The organism is Syntrophorhabdaceae bacterium (genome assembly GCA_036504895.1).
Taxonomy (GTDB): Bacteria; Desulfobacterota; Syntrophorhabdia; order Syntrophorhabdales; family Syntrophorhabdaceae; genus PNOM01.
In genome coordinates this window covers 1-23,430 of sequence record DASXUJ010000010.1, presented here as the reverse complement: position 1 = coordinate 23,430, position 23,430 = coordinate 1, and the positions used below count along the sequence as shown (strand labels likewise).

General features: G+C 55.7%; 14 protein-coding genes and 1 pseudogene. 5 read left to right on the top strand and 10 right to left on the bottom strand.

Annotated elements, in window-relative coordinates:
* Positions 1-403 precede the first annotated feature (403 nt).
* Both VGJ94_01405 and VGJ94_01400 read left to right on the top strand, forming a co-directional pair.
* Positions 404-910 carry a hypothetical protein gene (locus VGJ94_01405; protein ID HEY3275248.1) on the top strand — a complete coding sequence of 169 codons (507 nt, stop codon included), beginning with the start codon at positions 404-406 and terminating at the stop codon, positions 908-910.
* A 70-nt stretch (positions 911-980) separates the two neighbouring features.
* A complete protein-coding gene (locus VGJ94_01400; GenBank protein ID HEY3275247.1) occupies positions 981-3,065 on the top strand; it encodes an isoamylase in 2,085 nt (694 codons plus the stop codon).
* Here the strand turns inward: VGJ94_01400 and VGJ94_01395 are convergent.
* The 7 genes from VGJ94_01395 to VGJ94_01365 form a co-directional block, all read right to left on the bottom strand.
* Positions 3,022-4,494 (bottom strand): DHA2 family efflux MFS transporter permease subunit, encoded by a 1,473-nt coding sequence (locus tag VGJ94_01395; GenBank protein HEY3275246.1) that lies wholly within the window; start codon positions 4,492-4,494, stop codon positions 3,022-3,024. The two genes, VGJ94_01400 and VGJ94_01395, sit on opposite strands and share 44 nt — an antisense overlap.
* A 309-nt stretch (positions 4,495-4,803) precedes the next feature.
* Complete coding sequence (locus VGJ94_01390) at positions 4,804-5,478, bottom strand: acetate--CoA ligase family protein (GenBank protein ID HEY3275245.1); 675 nt, start codon at positions 5,476-5,478, stop codon at positions 4,804-4,806.
* Positions 5,472-6,839 carry a CoA-binding protein gene (locus VGJ94_01385; GenBank protein ID HEY3275244.1) on the bottom strand — a complete coding sequence of 456 codons (1,368 nt, stop codon included), beginning with the start codon at positions 6,837-6,839 and terminating at the stop codon, positions 5,472-5,474. The genes VGJ94_01390 and VGJ94_01385 overlap by 7 nt, the downstream gene beginning before the upstream one ends.
* A gap of 67 nt (positions 6,840-6,906) precedes the next feature.
* A complete protein-coding gene (locus tag VGJ94_01380) occupies positions 6,907-7,683 on the bottom strand; it encodes a DUF169 domain-containing protein (GenBank protein HEY3275243.1) in 777 nt (258 codons plus the stop codon).
* A gap of 50 nt (positions 7,684-7,733) precedes the next feature.
* A complete protein-coding gene (locus VGJ94_01375; protein HEY3275242.1) occupies positions 7,734-9,158 on the bottom strand; it encodes a hypothetical protein in 1,425 nt (474 codons plus the stop codon).
* 16 nt (positions 9,159-9,174) lie between these two features.
* The gene (locus tag VGJ94_01370) at positions 9,175-12,012 is read right to left on the bottom strand and encodes a PD-(D/E)XK nuclease family protein (GenBank protein HEY3275241.1); all 2,838 of its coding nucleotides are present in this window, start codon (positions 12,010-12,012) and stop codon (positions 9,175-9,177) included.
* On the bottom strand, positions 12,009-15,308 hold the full coding sequence (locus tag VGJ94_01365; protein ID HEY3275240.1) for a UvrD-helicase domain-containing protein: 3,300 nt from the start codon (positions 15,306-15,308) through the stop codon (positions 12,009-12,011). Before VGJ94_01365 ends, VGJ94_01370 begins: the two co-directional genes overlap by 4 nt.
* 874 nt (positions 15,309-16,182) lie before the next feature.
* Between VGJ94_01365 and VGJ94_01360 the strand changes: the two genes are divergently transcribed.
* A complete protein-coding gene (locus tag VGJ94_01360) occupies positions 16,183-17,604 on the top strand; it encodes an SGNH/GDSL hydrolase family protein (protein ID HEY3275239.1) in 1,422 nt (473 codons plus the stop codon).
* Here the strand turns inward: VGJ94_01360 and VGJ94_01355 are convergent.
* The 3 genes and pseudogenes from VGJ94_01355 to VGJ94_01345 form a co-directional block, all read right to left on the bottom strand.
* Positions 17,549-17,734: pseudogene (locus VGJ94_01355) on the bottom strand (IS30 family transposase). The gene VGJ94_01360 and the pseudogene VGJ94_01355 sit on opposite strands and share 56 nt — an antisense overlap.
* 244 nt (positions 17,735-17,978) lie before the next feature.
* Positions 17,979-19,190: a patatin-like phospholipase family protein gene (locus VGJ94_01350; GenBank protein ID HEY3275238.1), complete on the bottom strand. Its 1,212-nt coding sequence runs from the start codon at positions 19,188-19,190 to the stop codon at positions 17,979-17,981.
* Between the two features lie 256 nt (positions 19,191-19,446).
* Positions 19,447-19,665 carry a hypothetical protein gene (locus VGJ94_01345; GenBank protein ID HEY3275237.1) on the bottom strand — a complete coding sequence of 73 codons (219 nt, stop codon included), beginning with the start codon at positions 19,663-19,665 and terminating at the stop codon, positions 19,447-19,449.
* A gap of 318 nt (positions 19,666-19,983) precedes the next feature.
* Here VGJ94_01345 and VGJ94_01340 point away from each other — a divergent pair, with 318 nt between their 5' ends.
* Together VGJ94_01340 and VGJ94_01335 are read left to right on the top strand one after the other, a co-directional pair.
* A complete protein-coding gene (locus tag VGJ94_01340) occupies positions 19,984-20,928 on the top strand; it encodes a transposase (GenBank protein HEY3275236.1) in 945 nt (314 codons plus the stop codon).
* A 252-nt stretch (positions 20,929-21,180) separates the two neighbouring features.
* The gene (locus VGJ94_01335) at positions 21,181-23,031 is read left to right on the top strand and encodes a metallophosphoesterase (GenBank protein HEY3275235.1); all 1,851 of its coding nucleotides are present in this window, start codon (positions 21,181-21,183) and stop codon (positions 23,029-23,031) included.
* The last annotated feature ends 399 nt before the right edge of the window (positions 23,032-23,430 follow it).

The following is a 23,430-nucleotide window of genomic DNA, read 5'->3' as shown; positions in this document are numbered from 1 at the left end:
TTGAACGGGGTTCACGTCACCCCCTCGCCCGGCAAAGCCGGGTGAGCCTCCCCTTCGCGCTCGCTGTGCGAGCTACATTCCGCAGGTGGATCGGGATATTTGCGCTTTTTGGGTAGCACGCTGATAGCCCATAATGATGAGCATGCTTTAGGTCACTCCTTGGGCACGTTCACGGCAAGGATTTTCGGCTTTTGACGCATTGACGCATTTCCCGTTTTCCGGTTACACGTTTTCCGATTTTCTCATTTAACGCATTACACGCTTCACACGATCGCTTCACATGATTCACTCGCCTCCCCCGCTTCACTCTCTCGCACGATTTTAACCCTTGACTCCTTTTCGCATTAATTCTAATATCTTGAAAATGAAAACTCGGCTTTTGCCGTCTATTGAAGGAGCGGATATGGGAAGTTCTTTTTGGCTGCGGAACAGGAATCTTTTTCTTTTTTCAGGTATTGGGGTGTTGGTTTTCGCAATGGCCGGCTGTTCCGGCGGAAGCGGTTCGATAAAACATTACTCCCTTTATGCGATTTCCGATCCTCTCCCTGAAAAGAAGAATGAAGCCACCGCCTTTGTGCAGCTTCGTAAGGCGGGCGCCAATGTGGTCACCATAATCACCATGGAGAAGGTCAGCCAGAGCTTCCGCGTCTATAAGCAGGCAGGGGGAGAAGGCGAATTCAAGGCCAAGACGGTGGTCAATTCGGCTTTGCCCAAAGGTGTGGGACAGAGCTGGGAGACCGGTCCCGAACGGACAGTCACTTTCAAAGACCCGGAAAATTCGACCCTCCATGACCGGTACAGGATCGTTCCCATCGTAAACGGCGCCGAAGCCGCACCGCTTCGGATTGCCTACGAGACGGATGATCGCAATTATTATAAGGCAACAGAACATAAAGGGCCGGCCCAATAGACCGGATCGGATAATGAAGGTATAAAAGACGGACCTCTCACAGGTCTCACCCGATGAAACCTCTCGTATCATGAAAATAGACTGGACCCGGACCGAAGGATCTCCGTCGCCCCAGGGGGTGTCGTGGATAAAGGAAGAACAGGCCTTCAACTTCGCCCTTTATTCGGAAAATGCCACGGGGGTCACGCTCCTGCTCTACCACGAGACTGACCCTGTCCATCCCGTCCGCACCCACAGGTTGGATTACCTCAGGAACCGGTCGGGAAGAATCTGGCACTGCAGGATTCCCCTTACCGAGACAGGGGGCGCGAAATACTATGCCTATAAAGTAGAGGGGCCGATGGATCCCGCTAAGGGGCATCGCTTCGATCCGGAGAAGGTGCTCCTCGACCCGTTCGCCAGGGCGGTTTATTTCCCGCCCGGCTTCAGCAGGGAAGCGGCTCGCCGACCCGGCTCCAACGCGGGGAAGGCGCCCCTCGGGGTACTGAGGACGTCGAGGTCTCCTTTTGACTGGGGCGGGACGAAAAAACCATGGCACACCACCGACAAGATCATTTACGAGCTTCACGTGAGGGGTTTCACCATGAGGCCGAATTCGGGCATATCCCCGGAGAGACGGGGGACCTATGCGGGGCTCACGGAGAAGATCCCCTACTTCAAGGAGCTCGGAGTGACCGTGGTGGAGCTTCAGCCCGTGTTTCAGGGCGATCCCCAGGAAGGAAGCTTTTGGGGATATATGCCCCTCAATTTTTTCTCACCCAATGGGGCCTATGCGTGCACTATCGATGAATGCGACCAGATCGACGAGTTCAAGGCAATGGTGAAGGCGTTCCATGAGGCGGATATAGAGGTCATCCTCGATGTGGTGTATAACCACACCACCGAGGGCGATGAGACCGGCCCCACCTACAGCTTCCGGGGTATCGACAACTCGGCGTTCTACCTGCTCCAGGAAGACCGACGCTTTTACCGCAACGATACGGGCGTGGGAAATGTCTTCGAGTGCGCCCATCCTTACGTGCGCATGGCCATTACGGAAAGCCTCAGTTATTGGGCAAAACAGATGGGCGTGGACGGCTTCCGCTTTGACCTTGCCTCCATATTCACCCGGGACATGACGGGAAAGATCAATCTCAAGGACCCGCCGATCGTGACCGAAATCAGGGTCCATCCCGATCTTCTGAATGTGGAGCTGATCGCCGAGGCGTGGGACCTGGCGACGTACCAGCTCGGCAAGAGCTTTCCCGGCCTCTTCTGGCATCAATGGAACGGCATGTACAGGGATGATATCCGCTCATTCGTCCGGGGAGACCGGGGGAAAGTGGCGGCCCTTATGACCCGTCTTTACGGCAGCAGCGACCTTTTCCCCGATGACCTGGAGAACGTCTTCCATCCCTACCAGAGCATAAATTTCGTCACGGCCCACGACGGGTTTTGTCTTTACGACCTCGTATCCTATAATAAGAAGCATAACGAGGCGAACGGCCACGACAATACGGACGGGACCGACTTCAACCTGAGCTGGAACTGCGGGTGGGAAGGGGATATCGATCTCCCTCCCGGCGTGCTTTCCCTACGGAAGCAGCAGATAAAAAACTTCTGCACCCTCCTCTTTCTTTCGAACGGCACCCCCATGATCCGGGCAGGGGATGAGTTCATGAACACCCAGAAAGGGAATAACAACCCCTATAACCAGGATAATGAGATTACCTGGGTCGACTGGGACCTCCTCGAAAAAAACCGCGATATATTCAGGTTCTTCAAGCTCATGATCGCCTTCAGGAAGGACCACCCTTCTGTGGCGAGGAGCCGTTTCTGGCGGGAAGACGTGAAATGGTACGGCGCGGGAGGCCATGTCGATATGGAGCCTGATTCCCATAGCCTCGCCTTTTGCCTTCACGGCGCTTCCGAAGAAGATGACGATATCTATATGATGATCAATGCGGGCGAGGAGGACCTTCGATTCCTCGTCCAGGAAGGTTCGGCCCATGAATGGATGAGAGTCGCGGATACGAGCGAGCCCCCTCCCTTCGACATAAGAGGGGCCGGGGAAGAAGAGCCCCTCGTCAGTCTTGCCTATACGGTAAAATCCCGGTCCGTGGTGCTCCTCCTCAGGAGGCCCGGCTTCTCCGGCTCTCCTTCTCCGACACCTTAACGCCCCGCGTTCCATTCCGTATCAAAAAAGAGCTCACAAAAGAGATGAAGGCTACGAATCCCCCCAGCAGGTACGCATCTTTGAACCCTGAAAAGAGCATGGGGAGGGGAGTGGCGTGGACCCCCGCCCTTAAGGAGTGGCCGGGCAGGGAATGGGAGAAGAGGGCCTCGAAGAGGGTTACACCAAAGACGAGGCCGAGGCTCGTGACGGTATTGAAAACCCCTGAAGAGATGCCCTGCTCGTCGTGAGGGGCGAGCTTCATGGCCTGGTTGTTATTGGGCGAGATGAACATGCCGAAGGAGAAGGCGAGCCATACGAGAAAGATCAGGGGAAAGATGATCTCCTGAAAGGAGAGGGTAAATACGAAGGTGAAGGTGCACAGTGCCGCGGAGGCCATCGCGAGGGCGCAAAGAACACTCGGGTCGATCTTGTCTGAAAGCTTCCCGGCAAAGGGTCCCGTGATCATGTAGATGATAGAAAAAGCGGTAATGGTGAGCCCTGCCTGGGCGGTCTCCAGCCCCTGCACGAGCTCGAGGTAAAAAGGCATGAGAAAGCCCGAGCCCGCCATGAGCATGAAGGCAGAGAAGGCGGCGATATTCGCATAGGTGAACCTCATGTTCCGGAAAAGGCTCAGGTCGAGCATGGGATGGGGATGTCCCTTTTCCCACGCGAAAAAGGATAAGAGGAGAATGACTGCCAGGGCAAAGCAGCCGAGGGTGGATAATGAGAGCCAGCCCGCTTCCCCGCCTGCATTGAGCCCGTAAATGAGGGCGAGGAGCCCGGAAAAGCTCATGAGGGTGCCCGGGACGTCGAACTCTTTCAGTTTTCTCAGGGCTATCTTTTCTTTGGGTCCCGATTCCCGTATGGACCTGTGGGCAATGAAAATGGCGAGTATGCCGACGGGCACGTTTATGAGAAATACCCAGCGCCACGACAGGAACCCGGTGAGAAAGCCCCCGACAGGGGCGCCCACGATCACTCCGAGACCCGCCCCGGTGCCGAGGATGCCGAAGGCCCGGCCGAGGGCGTCTTTCGGCAGAAGGTGGGGGACCATGGCAAAGGCGCTCGTCACGAGCATGGCGCCCCCTAAACCCTGAATGCAGCGGAAGGCGATGAGGGAGTCGACGGAGGGGGCGATGCCGCAGAGCAGTGACGAGAGGGTGAAGAGGGCGTAACCCCCGATAAAGGTCTTTTTGAGCCCTATGTCATCCCCGAGCTTGCCGAAGACCATCATGGTGGTGGTCTGGATGAGGAGGTAGCTCAGTATCACCCATGAGGCCTTGGAAGGTCCAATCTTGAAATAGCGGGAGATGGTGGGCAGGGAGATGTTTACGATGGAGCTGTCGAGCTTCGACATGAAGGCAGCGAAGGCGATGCTGACGATGATCCAGCGTTGAGCCTTGTGATCTGTTACGGTCTCCATCGCCATAGGAATGCTTTGCTATACCATTCATCGCGCGCGGTAATCAATATATTTCGCGTTTGGTGCCGAAGCCGGGTCAAGATCAAAACCTTTTTTTTCGCCGCAGATAACTACGGATAAAATCGGATGAAGACATGTGAACAATTTGCCCGGCCGACCCTGGCCGGGCAAATACTCTCGGCCCTTCGGGCCTGAGAGTAGTCCAACCGGTAGTGTCACCGGTTGGACTAATTAGTCGCTTTTATCCGCCCTTATCCGGTTTTATCTGCGGCAAAATAAGGTTTTAGCGGCTCCGGCTTCTTCCTCCACGCACCCTCATCTGAGTATGATCCGGGCGTCGGCCGCCACGGCTCGCGTGGGAGAACAGATCACGGGGTTGAGGTCGATCGATTCTATCCGGTCCCCAAGGTCCATGAGGAGGGCGGAGAAATTAAGGAGCATGGCAGTGAGGGCTCCCACGTCTATAGGCTCCGCGCCCCGGTATCCCTCCAAAAGGGGGCGCGCCTTCAATGAGGCGAGCATGGACCCCACGTCCTTTTCCACGAGCGGCGCCATCCTCAAGGCCACGTCCTTGTAAATCTCCACTGCCGTCCCGCCCGCCCCGAGAAGGACGATTGGGCCGAACTGGTCGTCAATCTTTGCGCCCGCGATAAGCTCCACACCTTTCACCATCTCTTCGACGATCACCCCTGTTGCCCCGTCGAGGAGCATCATACGACCGAAGGCGCGGTTGAGATCCCCCTCGTTCGTGATGCCGGCGGCCACTCCCCCCACATCCGACTTATGGACGATGCGAGGGGAGACGACCTTCGCCACCACCGGATAGCCCAGGTCCTTTGCAAAAGCGGCTGCGGCCTCGGGGTCTTCGGTGAAGATGAAGCGGGTCGTATCGATGCCCGCAAGACGGAGGAGTTTTTTTGCGTCGGGCTCCATGATCCATCCCATGGAAGCGCTCGCGTCGAGAATGTCCGTGATCTCCTGATTCAGCATCGCTTGTTCCTCCTTAGGGCTTCGGCCATCTGCACGGCGGCCTCCACGGAATGGGCAACGGGGATATTGTTCGAGATGAACCCTTCGATGAGGATCGCATACCTCTCCACATGGGGCACGTAGGCGACGATCGGCTTGCCTTCCTGCTGGTATACGGTGCCGAGCCTGGCGCCGAGATCCATGGTAACCCCCGGAAGGTAGGGGAGGACCAGCGTAATGATGCAGTCGAGGTCGGCCTTCCTGCTCAAATACCTCGCGGCCTCGACGAAATCCTCGTCTATCGAGCTTCCCGTGAGGTCGATGGGGTTCGTGTAGGTAGTGATCGCCTGAATCGAGGGCGAGAGGACCTGTCGCAGCTCCGCCTGTTCCTTCTCCGTAAGGGCCGGGACTTCGAGGCCCTTGGCAATGCTTTCATCGATGGCGAGGGCGCCGTGACCGCCGCTGCCCGTGATAATGCCCACCCTGCCCTGAAAGGACTCTTTGTAGGAGGATAATGATTCGGCGAAGGAGACCAGCTCCGATTCTTCCCGTGCCTCGATAATGCCGTATTGGGCCATAACCGCGGAGAAGACCTCGTAATTTCCCGCCATGGAGGCGGTATGGCTGCTTACGGCCTTTGATCCGCCGGGGGTCTTTCCCGATTTGAGCACGATTACGGGCTTGCCACATTCCCCCGCAGTCAGGACGAACTCCCTCCCGCCGTTTTTCTCGAAGCCTTCGAGGTAGAAGGCGATCACGTCCGTATCCGGGTCCTGGGTAAAATACCTGAGGAGGTCCGTCTCTTTGATGAGGGCCTTGTTCCCGATGCTCACCCCGGCGGAGAGGCCGACCCCTTCGTTCGCGCACCTCAGCATATGGTCCACGAGGATGCCGCCGCTCTGACTCACCAGGGCCACCCTGCCCTGTTCGGGCTTCACCATGCGCTCGGTGGGGACGAAGAAGGTATCGATAAAAGGAGGGGCATAAATGCCGAGGCAGTTAGGCCCGATAAAGGGGAAGTCCCCATCCCGGGCCAGGGCGACGAGGCGGTCCTGAAGGTCGGCTCGCCCTGTCTCCGCGAAGCCTCCGGAGACCACCACGGCCCCTTTCACCCCCGCGGCAATGCACTCCTCCATGACCTGGGGCACGAAATCCGCCTTTGTGGCGATCACCGCCACGTCAATAGGCTCCGGCAGGTCGGCGACGTTCTTGTAGAGCGGCTCGCACCGCAGGGTCCCTCCCCGGCCGTTCACCCCGTAGACCTTGACCCGGTGGCGCAGGAGGTTCTTATGGAATATCACGTTGGCGGGATGGTCGTCTTTTGTAAGGGAAATCCCGATGACCGCCAGGGTCCGCGGTTTAAATATGGCATTTAAATCCATGAGCGCCTCCTTTGGCATAATAATTCTGCCTGCCGGCTCCCGATCGGGAGAGCCTGCAACCTGTCTCTTATGCTTTGGCTTTCTCTTTTGTGGCGAGATCGATCCTCTTTCTTACCATTGCCCAGCTTTCCGTGGTCAGGAAACTCTCGTCCATATTCTCCGCCATGACCCGCAGTCTTTTGACAGGAAGGGCGAAGGTGAGGACGTTCGGCCTCACGCAGGGCCGGGCCGAGACATCGAGCATGCCGAGCACTGCCTTCGGGCCCTCTGTCTCCCGCTCGAGATAAGGGAACTGGACGATCGCGGCGCATCCCGAGCCGAAGGGCGACATGACGCCATCCAACCCCTTCACGTCAAAGTTGGCGAGGGTAAAGAGCCCTGAAAGTACATCAGGAGATGCAAAGAAGATCGCCACCTGGGGATCGTCCCCGTCGGCGATCTTGTCCCATCTTTTAAACACCATGTACGGCGCGGGCGCCTTCCACCCGGGCAGCAATGTCGTGTAATCCTTTACCAGCTCGGGCGTCTTCTTGTACCGCTCCCCCTCGACCGTGCCGGGGAGGCCGCAGGAGAGGAAATATTCGAAATGGGGCATCCACCCCTCGCTATAGCCGAGGTAATGCTTGCCCCCGAAGCAGCCGATGGAGCCCGCGTCGAAGAGGATGCTTTTCCCCACGGCCACCCGCGCCAGGTCCGCCACCATGCACCGGTGGACCTCGGGGGCCTTCACCTTGATAACGCCTTCTTCCTCTTTATCCGTGTAGTAAAAGACCATGGGCAGGGGCGCATCGCCGAAATATTTCTGCCACAGGGCCATGAAGCGCCCCTTGAATGCTCCATCCATATCCGTTCCTCCCTTGATTGATCTGTCTGCCCGCGGGCAGACTTTCTTCTCTAGAATTTGACCCGTACCCGGTAGGTCAGCTTTGTCTCACCGTCCTTTTTGACGGGTGCCTGAAAGAAGATAGTACGGCTATCCTCTTTTGTATACTCGAGGGACGACTCCAATACCTTCCAGTCCCCGGGCAAGGGCTCCACGACCTTCACGACCACGTCCTCTTTCTTATGGTTCCTCAGGGTGATCTCGAAGGCGACTTCGTAGGTGTCCTTGGATATCTTCTCCCACTGGGTCTGCTTCCTCTTTGCCGCGATATCGAAGGCATAGCCGAGGCGGGCCCTGATCTTCTCGTCTTTCGGCGTGTGCTCGATCCGGTCTTCGCCGATAAACTGGCGGCTCCCGTCGCGGTCGAGCTTATAGACCCTGATGGTGCCCTTGGGCAGGGGCATTCCGAGGTTATGCTCCTTCTTGTTCATCATCTCCACGTAGACCGCCACTTTTTCCTTGGCAATAAGGTCTTCATAGCGGCTCTGATAGTAATAGGGCGCCCCCTTGTAAATGAATTCCTTCGTGACCGGGATTCCCTGGGTTTCGAGGAAGCTTACCTGCTTGGTCTGGTTTTCTTTGATGGTGGTTCGCCGGTCCAGCTTATAAATGTGGTATTCGAAAAAAGACTCCTCCTGGAATTGGGGCGCTCCCGCGGCCTTTTTCACGGGAGACGGGTACATTTGGGCGGGACGGACCTGCTCCACCCTGTTGACGTCCCCTGCCACGAGCTTGAGCCGCGCGTCCTTATACATGGCGCCGCTCTTGTTGTCGATCGTGACCCAGCCCGAGAGGTCGGCCCTCGTATCTTTTTCGTCAAGGATCATCACGTAATCGGCATACCAGTTGATTCCGCCGGTCAGGTAAAGGGCCTCCACGTCGAGGGAGGCGGCTGCCTGGCTCTCGACGAGCCACACCAGGGTGGGCCGGGGGATAAGGTTCTCCGGAATGCGGGGAAATATGATCCTTCCGGGATGGTTGAAGGTGATCTCGTTGCCGATCTTATATACTATCGTGCCGTTGTTCGACGAGACAATCGTGGCCGGCACGATCTCTTCCTTGTCCGTATAGGAGTTCCTGGTGACGAGCTTCACTTCCTTGCCCACATACTTATCGAGGAGCTTTGCGGGATTCAGGAGGTCGTATTCGTAATTCTGCTCGATCACGGAGAGGCCGTCGGGATGGGAGGAGGACTTGATGCCCACGCTCGTGGGGATGATCTGGGACGCCACGCCCATGAACCGCAACTCCTGAACGCCTTTGATAAAGGGTATTTTCCTCTGGTCCTTCACAAGGCCGATGTTGCTGTTATAGACCGTGACCTCGACGGAGGTCTGCTCCGCGAGGTCCGTGGAGCGGCTCTCCACGGCAGGAGCGAACCGGGCCGCTGAAATCACAAAGGCCGCGGCCATACTGAAAATGATGATTCTCTTCATACGTCTTCCTCCTTTTCTATGAAACGTGGCACAGGAGATTGAAAGGACAGACCGCACAGGACAGGTCGTCGAAAGGCCGAAGGGATAAGGACCTGTCGAGGATATGGGTAAAGACGGTACTCACGCCCCTCATGTATCCCTCCTGGAGGGCATCTCTCTCGCCGGCCTCATCTGTTTTGAACAACACCTCTTCCTGGTTATTCTTGAGAAAGAGGAGCTTCCCGTTAATTCTTTGCGAAGGACCGCCGAGGCTCTGTCTCAGGAGATGGACGTAAAGGGGAAGCTGGAAACTGGGAACCCGCCGGTGGATCTCCTCTATGGAATCGAAGTCCGTCTTCCCGAGGAGCCCCCGGGGATACTCCCTCGTGGCCCCGGTTTTGTAATCCACTATGGTATATTCATCCCGGCCGGGGCAGAAATCGATCCTGTCCACCCGCCCCTTGAGCCTCACCGGTATTGGGGCCGCGTCGAAGGGGGAATCGAAAGGCGCTTCGAGGTGCTTCACGATAAAGGGCGCCGGGGCTTCCCCCAAGTTCTTTCGCAGGAAGGCGTCGAGCTTGAAGAAAGCGAGCTTCTTGAACATGTAGAACTCACCCGTGATGACCCGGTGCCTGAACTCCCTTTCCAGGGCGTCCGTCATGGATACCTTCAGCGCCTCGTACATGGAGGGGTCGATCTCCCTCTCTTTGAAAGGAAGGAATGTGTGAAAGAGTATCTGGTGGATGATGTGGCCCCGGTCCATGACATCCATCTCCTCCGAGACCTCCTTCCTCTCCTCGAACCTGAGGATGCGCCCGAAATAAAAGAAGACGGGGCAGCGGATATAGTCGTCGATATCGGAAGGCGAGTAGACGCGGGTAGTCAGGGCGTTCCAGACCTCGTCGCCTTTTTCGACGGCGGGAAGTGCCCTTCCCGGCGTGAGCCTTATCCGTACTGTGGTCCGGTCCACGGGGACCACGTCGAGTGCCCCTGCCGCCTTCTCCTTTTGCCAGATGAGCTGCTCGATATACCTGCTTCTCGGCCGGTCTTCCGCGTCCGCATAGATGAGGTGCACGTGCCGGGCCGATTCTATGAGGCGGGTGAAATAGTACCGGTAGATCTCCTCCTGGTATTCCGTAGACGGTATACCGAGCTTGTCGTAGACCCCGAGGGGCACGAGGGGGTCGATCTTCCTGGACTGGGGCATTACCCCTTCGTTCACATCAAGCATGACGACCGTGTCGAAGCTCAGGTTCCTCGATTCAAGAACGCCTATGATCTCGAGGGGCTCGATGGGCCGCGTGTCGAAGGGGAGGCTCGCGCTCTTCAGGAACTGGAGGAGAAAATCGGAGACGGTCCGCCGGTTCTCTTTCTCCCTTGGATCGAATATCTCGCGGCTGAACCGCGCGCCCTTTATCTTGTCGAGAAGCTCGAAGGCGCGGGTGAATATCTCGCCCGAGAGCACGTAGGCACGGACCGGCGTATTCCTGAGGATAAAATCGAGAAGGCGGCCCAAGCCTTCCGCAAAATCATAAAGGGTCTTCGCCTTTTCAAAGGCACGGAAAAAGAGGGTGTGGATCTCAACGAGGGCCTTGAGCGCTCCTTTCAGGTTCTCCGAGCCGGCCTCGTCGCCCTCGGCGATCAGGCGCGCCGCCCGTTCCATGTCAGTGAGGGTGACAAAGGCCCGAAGGGCCACGGGGCTGCCGAACACGTCTCCCGCGAGGGCCCTCTCCAAGGTGAGGAGCAGGTTTCTCAGTCCCTCGTCGAGTCCCAGGTTCTTCACGAAGGGATGGAGAGCCACCGCGAGGTAAGACTTGGCGGGATAATATCCCCTCTCCCGCATCGCGGTCTGGGCAGCCGCCACATTGGCGATGAGGTCGAACACGGGCGTGCGCTCCAGGGGATAGCCGAGGGATATGTTATAAGGCGTCTCCACCCGATCGACGGCAAAGGTGAGAAGGGGGAAAAGGGCCTCCGACAGGGGCAGTACGACGGCAGTCTTCCCCGGCTCGCTCTTTTCGAGCACTTCAAGGCATTTAAGCGCCTGGGCATGGGTATCGAATCCGGAATGGAACGCAATTTCAGCAGGGGATCGTCTTTCGCAGGGGATCGTCTCCACCTCCGCGCCGAAATAGGAGACGAGGCGGTTGAGGATGGGCCATTCAGCGGGGTCGCCTTCCAGGATCACGTCGGAGGCGCCGCGCTTCCAGAGCCGCCGGGTGATCTCTTTTTCCACGCCCGTGAGGCCGAAGGGGCCGGCAAAATAGATATGGCTGAACTCGTCGAGGGGGAGCCCGTCTAAAGCCTCAAGGGTCTTGACGTATTTATAGCCCCTCGTGAAGAGTCCTTCTTCGTCGAGCATGGCATGGAACCTCTCTCTCAGCGCGCTCACGTGGGTGAGGAGGTCGTTGATGCTCTCCGGCACGTCGTAGCCCAGCTCCGCGTTCCTTTCGAGGGAGCGGAGCCTCTCGGGGGAGACGTCCTCGCCGTCGATCTGGTCGATAAAAGAGAAGAGATACTGTCCCCAATAGTAGAACCGGTCGAACCCTTTCCCTCCCAGCTTGTGGCCGTGAAACTCGTCGAGGGAGAGGACCGCCTGGTGGAGAAGCCAGATCGCGTCGTTGTATTCGATGTCCGAGTAGGAGGGATAGGCCTTCAGGGCCAGAAAATCGACGAATTCTTCGATGGAGAAAAAGGCCGGGGAATAAAAGGGACCGGCCAGGCTCTCCGCCAGCCGCCGCCTGAGGTACAAGGCAGGCCTCTTGCCGGGGAAGACCACGGCGATCTCGTGAAGGGGCCTGCCGCTTTTCAGGATAAAGGCGGCGAGGACGTCGATGAAGTCCGTCCCGAAGGGGATCGAGTAGAGGGGCCTCATAAAGCCTCCACCTTGTTCTCGTCAATATAGAGGAGGTATTTCCGCACCGTCTTTTCCGGGTGGATCTCCTGAAGGAGGCGGCCGTAATTGGCGATCTGGCTCCGGTGGGCCGCGCTTCGGGTCTCGCCGGTCTTGAAATCGATCACGTCGACAAACCCGCCGCAGATCATGATCCTGTCGGCCTTATAGGCGTCCCCCCGCCTGTCGGTCAGCTCTTTTTCCGTGTAGACGAGGGTTTCCTCTTCTCCGGGCAGGAAGAACCTTCTGAAGGGCTCATGCCTGAAGAAGCGGGTGATGAAGCGGCGGATCTCCTCCTCGTGCTCGTTAAGGCCGAACCGCATCGCGCCCCGGCGGCATGCATCCACGAGAAAGGCATCCGCCTCGGGAGGCAGGAAGGTAATGAGGGAGAGGATGTAGTGGATCACGTCCCCTTTCCTCTTTGCCCTCACCTGGTCGCGGGAGCAGCCCTCGGGCGGCTCGAACTTGGCCCGCACCTTCTCCATCCATCGGATCTCGCCCCCCTTTCCGGTCGAGTCGGCTGCCAGGGTGCGACCGAAAATGGAAAGGTCGGGTTTACAAATCTCCGGGGTCGCAGGGCCTTCATCCATAGCCGGTCTTATCCCTTCCCTTTCTCTCTTACTGCCGATCTCGATAGCGGATTGAGACCGATAATCGGCAAACTCTTCCATGGAGAAGACGTAGTCGATGAGATAATTCTTCTGCCGGTCCGAATCGGCGAGGATTATGTAAAGCTCCTTTTCCGCCCGGGTACAGGCCACATAGGCGTTATTGATCTCATCGACGAGATATTCCGTCTCCTTTTCGAGATAGACCTCTTTCAGGCGAGGGGAATATTCGGCATATTCCTTCTTGATGTGGAGGAGCCTCAGCCCTTCCGCGCCGGCGGTGAAGAACTTGCCCTTGTCGCGCCTGTCGGCAGCGCCGAAGCTCGCGAGCTTAAGAAAGGGGAGGATCACCACCCCGAACTGGAGGCCCTTGGCCTTGTGCACGGTGAGCACCTTGACCGCGTTCGCCCCTTCGGTAGTCTTGAGGAGAAAAGGCCCGTCATCCTCCCGCGTATCTCCGAAGGCGGAACCGGCCGCGCCCTTCCAGAACTGGAGAAAACCGGTGAGGTTGTTGCTCCCCAGCCCCTCCCTCTTCTTTATCATCTCGCAAAGGTGGAGAAAGTAAGGCGCCTCCTCGGGAAAGCGCTCGAGGACCGCCCACCTTTTGAGGGAGAGGACAAAAAGCTCGTAGAGGGGGAGATACCCGGCGCTTTTAAAGAAGGGGGCGAAATATTCCTCCCAGGGCAAGGGAAAATCGCGCTGGAAGGCCCGGTAGAGGAGAATGCGCACCTCGACGGAGAGCCGTTGACGGGTAATCCAGAGCATGATCTCCTTCGGATCGATTGCACAGAGGCCCGAAAAGAGGGCGCCCGTGAGGAACCCCGCGAGGGCCGCGTCGTCATGAGGCGCGCTCAGGAACTGGAGAAAACCGATCGTCTCCCGGACGAGGACATTATTCTTCACGTTGACCGTAAACTCCGAGTCCACACTGACCCCGGCTTCGAGGAGCTTCTTCACCACCAGCTCCGCCTCGTGGCGCCGCCGCACCAGGACCGCGATCTCCCGGTCTTCGTAGACGCCCCGCTCCCTGATCTCCCTTACAATATCCCCCACCTTCCCGGCGATGAGCCGCTCCCTCTCGTCTTTCGAGAGCTGCCCGTCCCCGGATTCCCCGTCGACCCGCTCCACGTAGACATATCCCGCTTTCTTCTTCGCCGCGAGGCACTGCTGGCCCGACCCCTCGTAGGTCTCGACGATCCGGCTCCAATCCCCCGGCATATCGCCGTTCGCCACGGAACCCAGGAGGCGCGTCATATTATCCCGGTCGAAAAGGGCGTTATTGAAGGCGATCACGTGCTCGCCGCTCCGGTAATTGATGTCGAGGCAGACGGGATGGACCGGGTATGAGGGATAGGAGGAGGAAATCTCATCGACCAGCTCGGCCTTGCCTCCACGCCACCGGTAAATCGCCTGCTTCTTGTCCCCCACCACGAAGAGGGTCCCGCCCCGCGATAATGCCTCGTCCGCGAGGATGCCGATATTTTTCCACTGGAGGTGGTTCGTATCCTGAAATTCATCGATAAGGAAATGGGAATACCGCTCCGCCAGGGCATAATAGATCTCGGGAATGAAATGCTCGCCGCAGATCACGTCCTGGAGGAGCTTATTGAGCTCCTCGATAAGGATGAGCCGCTGGCGAAAGGTCACTTCCCGCCGCAGCCGGTCCTTAAAAAGGGAGTACACTTCGAGATAGGAAGAAAACTTCGTCTCCGCGAGCCCCTCCACGTAAGATGCAATGAGCCCCCGAATGCCGGTCCACGCCTCCTCCCATGCCTCGTCCGCAGGGGCGCTCCCCTTGTTGAGCGATCCGGCCAGGGTGGGCCGTTTGTAACAGGCGCTCCCCTTGAAATCGGTCCGGGTCAGGCCCGAGAGGTTCTCGAGGGCATTGAGGAAATCCTTCCGGACCTTCAAGCCGTCAGCCTCAGTAAGCAAGGCGAGGAGTCCTTCCGCATCCCGGGCGATCTCCCGCCCCAGATCAATGACATGATCGAGCCCCGGCCCCGAAAGGAACTCCTTGTTCTCCTTGGTCTCCTCCTTCCAGAACCGGTAGACCGTCTCCGTAAGGAACCGGGCAGGCGCCCACGCCGCGTTCTCCCCCTCGATCTCCAGATAAGCCCACAGGAAGTCATCGAAGCGCCGCTTTACCTCCCGGTCCTCAAGGATCTCCTGAAGGCACTCCTGAAGCACCGCATCCACATAGAGGGCCGAATCAAGAGAGATCTCGAAGTCAGGAGGCAGCCCCAGCTTGAAAGCCGAGGCCTTGAGGGTAAGGTTCACGAAAGAGTCGATGGTGCCCACCTTAAAATCATAAAAATTCCGCACCAGGTTCTCAAAATCCTCCTCCACCGTCCGCATAAGGTCCGCCCGCACCCGGGGATCGGCGCCGTCTCCGAGGATCTGGTCGATGGGCGTAAGGGTAGAGCCTTTAAAGGGTATGTCGAGGATGATCCTCTTCATCCAGTCCGTAATGCGGCTTCGCATCTCGGCGGCGGCCTTGTTGGTGAAGGTGATGGCTACGATGTTGCAGATGCGGCTCTTTAGGGCGTTGGTGCCGGAGGGGGAAGGTAAGGCTAAGAGTTGGAGGTAGCGGAGGGCCAGGTTATAGGTCTTTCCGGCGCCGGCGGAGGATTTTACGGTGATGATGTGGGGGGATTGGTGATCGATGGGCATAAAAGAAAGATATCACGGGATCATTGGGTTTGGCGAGCTATTTCCCATCATCTCATCAACCCGTCTTCTTGACCATCTCCGCGTTGGGCGCGTCTCATCGGCCTGTCTTCTTCCCCATCTCCGCGTTGGGCGCGTCGTCGCTTTCCTTGACTTACTAAGAGTACGCCGGCGTCGACTCCTTCTTCCCGCCTTGATATGAGAAAGAATACAGGCCGATGGAAGGGGGTTTGGGGGGGTTGGCGTTCCAACGCATAGATGACACTCCAGATATTCAATCACAATGATAGGCAGGCTCATCAGCTAATTGGTTGACAAACCACACCCTTTACTGGGAGAATAGGTCTTAAGATTGCTAAATAAGGGGTTGCATTGTGGCTGATAAATCTTTTAACATATTCAAAATACCGGATAATGAGCTTGTTCGGTCTTTAGAGACAATAGCAAATGTTCTTAACGCACCTCCCAATATAACCATCCGGTTTTTAACAGAGACCCCTCCGGTGGCGTTAGATACGATGGAACCAGATGAACGCGCTACAATTATCAGCAATAACGATTCTTTCATAGAAAGCGCAATACTAACCGTCCAGGCTCTTAGAACGCAAATTAGCGTAAACAGGGGACAAAACGGTTTCGATAGGGCAAATATTAACATACCAGATGATACTGCGCCCGCCAAATTAATACAGATTATGTGTCAAAGGTAGCCACAGAGGCTAGCAGTCTGTCGGACTCAGGCATATTTTGCATAAAATCTTGCAATTCAGGGGGCGTCAGACCATTCATTTTCAACATTATGTGCAGCAGAGGCGAATTTTGAGGGTCACTTTTTCGAGAAACAGGCAAGCCCGACAGGCTGCCGGAGTGGAGTAAAATGGTTCGGTTGATCGGAAGACATCCCAGAATAGCATTGGTGCTGATTAATGTTGTATTGTTTGTCCTGGTTTTAGGAATAATTGAGATTCTGTTAAGATCGTTTGCTCCTTTTAACATTGCAACGATTGGTCACCGATCTTCTGAAAATGCCGACAAATACGGTTGGGGGTTTAATCCGCACGAAAGACTCGCAATATTAGATCCGGACACTGGAGAAACGTTTATTGATTCTGCAAATAATCATGGCTGGCGAGACAGAGATAGGGAATATGATAATAAGAATAAGGCATACCGGATCCTTGTCTTGGGGGATTCGGTGACGTATGGAGCTATCGTTCCGGCCGAAAAAGTATATACCCGCATATTAGAAGACGAATTACGGCAGAAGGGATACAACATAGAGATAATTAATATCGCATACGGAGGGTGGGGCACAGATCAACAACTCGAAGCATTAGTGAATGAAGGAATCAAATATAAACCTAACCTGATAATCGTGCAGTTTTGTACAAACGATCTTACAGACAATACCGTTGGCGCCAATAAGAAAGAAAATCGATTGGAGAATCTTGGAAACAGGAAACCTTTCTATTATGAGCTGGATGAAAATCAAGTGTTGCACAGAAAAGAAAACCCAAACTATAAGAGGTGGGAACCGAAACCCCCAGACCAACAAATCAGAACAGTAATATATCATTCGGAGGTTTATAAACGTCTTTATGCTGTGTATTTGCGTTATAGGCACCGAGAGGTAAACAATAAATATAGGATTACCGATAATCAGCTCATTCATTTACAACGCGTAATAGGCTTAAGTGAGGATTCAAGCCTGTACAAATTTTTACATAATCATAAAGACATGAATTTATCTTTGGAGGATTTAGCCAATGCTATAAATTCATCCGAATATTCCAATTCACGAAACACTATTTATAGAATTCTTGAAGATAGGTGGTTCCATGCTTACTGGTCACTTGACAAATTTGTGCCAAGGCATGCCGACCCGGAGTCATACGAATTTAGACTTTATTTTGCCCTTATAGGCGAAATAAGGAAACATGCAAAGCTGATCGATGCAGACGTAGTGATATTTCCTGAAACAGAGGAAGGGCACTATCAATGGTCGTTGAGTTGGCACAGGATAAGAGATGATGAGCGTTCAAGAATCAATTATTTGAGTCATATTCAAGTGATTAAATCGGCAATGAAAGAAATGGGGGTGGATGTAATAGATAATATCACTCCTTACCAGAGGGCTCGGAATGATCCACACCCTAACATAGAAGGCAATCAATCAATGGCAAGCGATATATCGAGGTATCTGATGTTGCGTAAAAAAGGGTTAGAAACAGGCGAATTCAACTTCAAAGTGCACCACCTGAAGCCTGACGATAGACTTCATAAGGTGTCCGGTAGTTGAGGCACTTCCTGGGTCTATTATTGAGCTTTTTTACCACAAGTGCAACTTCTTTTTCGGTGATGAGCCGGAAGTCCGTCCCTTTAGGAAAATAGAACCGGAGAAGACCGTTGGTATTCTCGTTGGTCACTTGGGGGACGTAGTTGACTAACTTGACAAACCATCCCTTTGCCTCTACACTTATATAAAATACTCCATGCCCAGAAAAGCACGTCTAGATAGAGAAGGTTTCGTTCATTATGTCATCGCAAGAGGTATCGAGCGCAGCCCCTTCCTGCTCCTATCCCCTTCATTGCAGGCAACGATCCAGGGGCGCTCGTTTTGTCTCACTCGTCCGACACAATAGAGAAGTTAATTGAATTAGCGGCCGACATGGCTCACCTCCTCGCGGTCGAGTCTGCATCGGTGCTCACCGAGAGTTGCATACCTGGAGGCGTCTTTTGCCACGGGTAGCCCTTTGCCGCCATGCTGTATCCCAGATCGAAAAGCTGACGCATGTATACGGGATCGAAATTCTCCGTTTTCGGCACGTTGAAACTCGAAGGTATGTGAGCCAGGTTGTAATCAATGCCATCTTTCACGGCAGACAAATAGATTCGATAAAGGTCGCCAAGACCCTGCGTCTGAATCATGGAGGAGATGGCCCGCCCGGCAATGGTCAGCATCCGGCGGTCCACACGAGCCCACTCGGCGTCAAGTCGGCTGTTGCGGATGATGTAAAGCTTTCTTTCCCGCGCCTCAATGCGTTCCTTACGCTCCAACTCCCTGAGGCTGATTGCCGGAGGGTAGAGAAAGACCTGGGCGACGGCGCCGCCATCCACATGCATCTCCTGATATTTCTGTCTCCCCGCCTCTACATCGATCATCACCGGAGGGAAAGCCCCGGGGATTGCCGCCGAGGCGATCATAATGCTCCGAAACAGTTCAAGCGCCCCGGGGCGACCGCTCGCGGCAATCCTGGTCATATTCCATATGATCGCCTGGCGGGCATCGAGATTTGTGGTGCCCACCAGGAAGAGGCGACCCTTCTTATACTCAGCACCTATTTCATCCAGTATCTCCTGGGTTAGCATCTTTTCAAGCAGTCTGCTTAAGGGCCGGGTGTCGGCCATGGCGTCATTGAAAAGGGCTGCCAGCAGGTTTCGTTTCTTTAGGATGTCCTTGGAAGATGTGTTTGTGTAGAACTCCTTCAGTGTGGGATCGTGTGAAGACCCCAGAAAGGCTAAAGGACCGATCAATGCCCCCGTGCTGATGCCTGTCACCAGCTTAAACACCGGCCGGTCCCCGGCAGCTGTCCATCCGCATATCAGCCCCGCACCGAACGCCCCATTGTCGCCCCCGCCGGAGATCGCAAGATAGAAAGCCGGCGGAAGTCGATCGGAACCTCCGCCCGCTGCAAGCTGCGCCTGCTCACGCCTATAAGAGTCGATGCCCTCTTGCATCATGGCGCCCATGTCTTTGGCGACGCCGGACCTGTAACGCACATTCGGAAGACCAGGCGGGTGTGCCTGATCTTCCAAGTCTATGGGAACCGCTGCCTGACGCGCCCGCGTCCCTAGAATGACTTTAAGGAATTCAGAAGGTTTCATTTGATCCTCCCAGGCGTGATGCCGGTCATACGCCACGTTGCCGATGTTATTTGGGCTAACGCTCTCAGGCCCCTCCATCAATCGGCCGAGTGGTGGTTGAGACAGGTGAGAGTGGCTGCGCGCGTGAGCGAGTCCAATGGGGTGGAATGAAAATTCGTCTACCGAAGGTCGGTATTAGCAATCCCGTCGAGTGCCGGCAGTGGAACGCCCCGCCAAAGGTGCTCGGTACGCCATAAGACGGGGCCCTCGGTCTTGGTCAACAGCACGTCAGGCACACCCTTGAGAGCACGATGCGGGCCAGCCAATAGGGCCTGGAGCCCTTTGTCGTGCGCTTGATCTTTCCCTCGAACTTCTGAGGTGGCGCCGGAAGCTGCTTTCTGTCGATGGAGATGGGGTGGCGCGGGGTGAACTCGGGGTGCCGTAGATCTGCCGGGCCATCAGCGGCATAGCGGCAAGAACTTGTTGTTCTTTTCATACCCTTACTCCTGCCTGGGATTCGTCGATGGAAATACACTTGATCGGTAAGGTAATCCAAGGTCTATCTTAATTATATTGTAAAGATAAGGACAGAGACGAAAAAGTCAACTTGGAGACCTGAGCAGTTTCACATTTCTGGGCCCTTGGGTCAGATGGGGATATCTATAACTATATCACTCATATGTTTAAACATTAATTAAGTGAGTCACTTACGTCATCATCTAGGCCGAGATGCTTCCCTTGACATGTATGCTTGGGGACGTAGTTGACAAACTTGACAAACACCCTTTTTACCGCTACACTATAAAAATACCCCATGCCCAGAAAAGCGCGTCTCGACAAAGGAGGCTTCCTCCATCACGTTATTGCACGAGGTATCGAGCGCAGCCCTATCTTCAGGGATGATGTTGACCGCGAGAGGTTCATCGAACGGTTGGGGCTGTTAGCGGAACTAACAAAAACGGACATTTACGCCTTTGCCCTCGTCCCCAACCATTTTCATCTGCTTCTCCGCAGCGGCCCGGAGGGGTTATCCCGGTTCATGAGGCGCCTTCTTACGGGTTATGCCGTAAGCTTCAATAACCGGCATGAGCGGGCAGGCCACCTGTTTCAGAACCGCTATAAATCTATCGTGGTTGAGGAGGATCCTTATTTCGTGGAACTTCTGCGCTATATCCACCTTAATCCTCTCAATGCCCATGTCACGCCTACCTTAGAGACTCTCGATTCTTACCGGTTTAGCGGCCATTATTATCTTATCCACAAGAATCCTTTCCCCTGGTATGATGCAGCTTACGTGTTGCGGTGGTTTGGAAATTCGAAGAAAAACTATCGGGCCTTCATGAGGGAAGGAGTGGAGAAGAAATATCTGCCCGATCTCTCAGGAGGAGGCCTCATCCGGACGCTTGGAGGCATCTCCCAAGCGGCTCTTTCGCGAAGAACCCCGGTCCTTACTGATGAGAGGGTGCTCGGCTCCGGAGAGTTCCTGAAGGAATTAGTGCGCAAGGAGCCCCATCCTTTTTCCGATCGGTATAAGATAATGGAAGAAATTATCGTCTCCTTATGCCAAAAGGAAGGCATATCCCGTGAAGCACTCGCAGGAGGCTCCCGGGCCGGAAAGCTTTCCCGTCTCCGTTCCGAGTTGGTTTTTCTCCTTTCAAGGGAAGTGGGAATACCTCAGGTCACCATAGCACGTGAACTGGGAATCACTACCTCGGCCGTATCGAAGATCATGAGGAGAAGGGAGGACAAGTCGGGTTAGTCGGCTACGTTCCATTTTAGCCTCTTATCTCCATCCATTCCCCTTTATCTGCGGCAAAACGATTTTCGAAGAGTTTCGACGCAGATTTCTTAAGTAGAATCGATTAATCGCGATACTAGAAATGAGGCTGTGAGAAGGAACGTCATGAGTCCGGTCTCTTGAGGGGGATTCGGGCCGGCAATTTCACCTTCGACACGAACTTTACTCTGTCTCAACCGGAGCCCCGGCTCTAAAACGTTAAGGAGATCAGCCATGTACACACGCAGTGAGCGTCAGATCATGAAGTTTGACACCACCAGTCATGCCGGGCGGGAAGCCCGTCAATTCACTCTCTTCGAATCACGATCGGCTTTGCCCTTTGCAGCGAGGCTCGCCATCGGTTTTCTCATGCTCTTATTCACCTGCTCTTTATCGGTCGGCCCGTCCATAGCCCAGGATGCAGGGTATTGGTCTCCATGGGTCACGAATCTGACCATTACTTCGGCTACCGTCAACTGGAAAGGGACCGAAACCGCGGCCGGCTCGGTGGAGTATGCCACTTCGAGCTACTATGACGCCCATCAGGCGTTTGATAAAACGGCGACGTCTTCGACGACGGGGACTTACCAGCACGTGCTGCTCACGGACCTCGAGCCGAATACTTCCTACGTGTATCGGGCGAGGCCGTCGGATAACGCGGATGCCTTTGCAAACCGCACATTCAAGACAATGCCGGTGAGCGGCCCCTTCACTTTCCTCGTGATAAGTGATACCCATGCCCAGGAGGGACGGTTCAAGTACGTGGCGGATGCCATTGCAGCCAACGAAACGGACGCGCTCTTCATCCTCGACAGCGGGGATTTCGCGAGCTGGGACCATGTACCTTACTGGCAGAATTATTTCCAGGACGGCGACGGGGTCTTCGCGAAATTTCCTCTCGTCCACGTCATCGGGAACCACGAGTATCACAACCTGGCAAGTCCCATCGGTCCGCCGACCGCCGCAGTGCAATACCACTCGGCATATGACGTGCCTGACGGGGGCGCCCTCAACTACTCCTTCGACTGCTCGGGCGTACGGTTTATTGCCCTCAACTCCCCCGATCCCGATAAATGCAACGGGGACGATCCGCAGACCAGCCTGACCCTCGCGAAAAGCCAGGCGCCCTGGCTCGCGCAGCAGCTCGACAACGACCTGGCGGGAACCTTTACCGTACATCATCATCCGATCTGGGATTACGGCAGGACGGGGATAAATCCAAACCTCCAGCCCTGGGAGAGCCTGTATCAGACCTACAATATCAGCGCGAGCTTCGTGGGCCACACCCATAATTATCAGAGATATTCGGTACACGGTATCCCCTATTTCGTTCTCGGGAACGCGGGAGGGAGGTTCAACAATATGCATAAGGACAGCCCCCGCGCGAAATGGTACCAGTACGGGCAAACCCGGCAGCTCGGATACCTGAAGGTCGCGGTGGACCCGGAGAACAACACGGCCACGGCGCAGGAGATATTTGTGGCCTACGTGGATACGGACGAAGGGTCAACCGCGACGGCTTACGACACCCCGATCGTTGCGGATACGGTCACCTTCCCCCTTTCATCCGTCGTCTCGGTCACCAAATCGGGCGTTGGGTCGGGGACCGTCACCTCATCCGATTCATCGATAAATTGCGGTTCCACCTGTCGGGCGACTTACAGGAGAACGCCGAAGCTCACCTTCACCGTCACCCCTGACGCAGGCAGTGTCTTCAACGGTTGGACCGGCGCCTGCTCGGGAAACGGCAAATGCGTGGTAAACGTACGTCCCCGCGCCGAGACTACGGTGGGAGCCATTTTCGTGAAAGACTCCTGTACCTACACCATCTCGCCACGCCGCAGGACTGTCCCCTCTCAGGGCAGCGACCTCACTATCGGGATCACGGCAAAAGGCTATGCGTACTGCAGGGCGCCCGAGATCGTGAACAATACGGACTGGGTCACCCAGGACGCCGCCGTCTTCTCCAATAACAGGGGCTCCGTGAGGCTCTCCATACCCCTCAACCAAAGCCCGACCGCCAGGACCGGCACATTGACCATAGGAGGAGCGACCCTCACGCTGACCCAGAACGGCGCGCATTAGAGGCCTCCCGCCCAGCCCGGCACAGGATACATAACATATATATGAAGTCACCCATAGCGGCGTCCCGCAGGGACGCCGCTATGAGGCATACAGTTCTTGCTGCCCGCAAATGTGTCCGCAAGACAGATTTGCGGGCAGAGAGGCTTGCCCTTGATATGGGAACCTCAAGGGGCGGTGGTGACATATTGACATTCACCATTACGCGCATGGAAGCAGCTCTGGTGGGGCGAGCGCCCAAAGAGAGATTTTTCAACTGCTTTAAAGGACCTCGGGAGGCCCTTTTGTTAGTCTTCACGAGGCGCGACGGGTCGGATGTTCCTTTGAAACTGATGGACGGTTTTCTCGGGGAGATAAATCACCAATGATTCCGCGAAAACGAAACGACACCCCCCGCCCCCC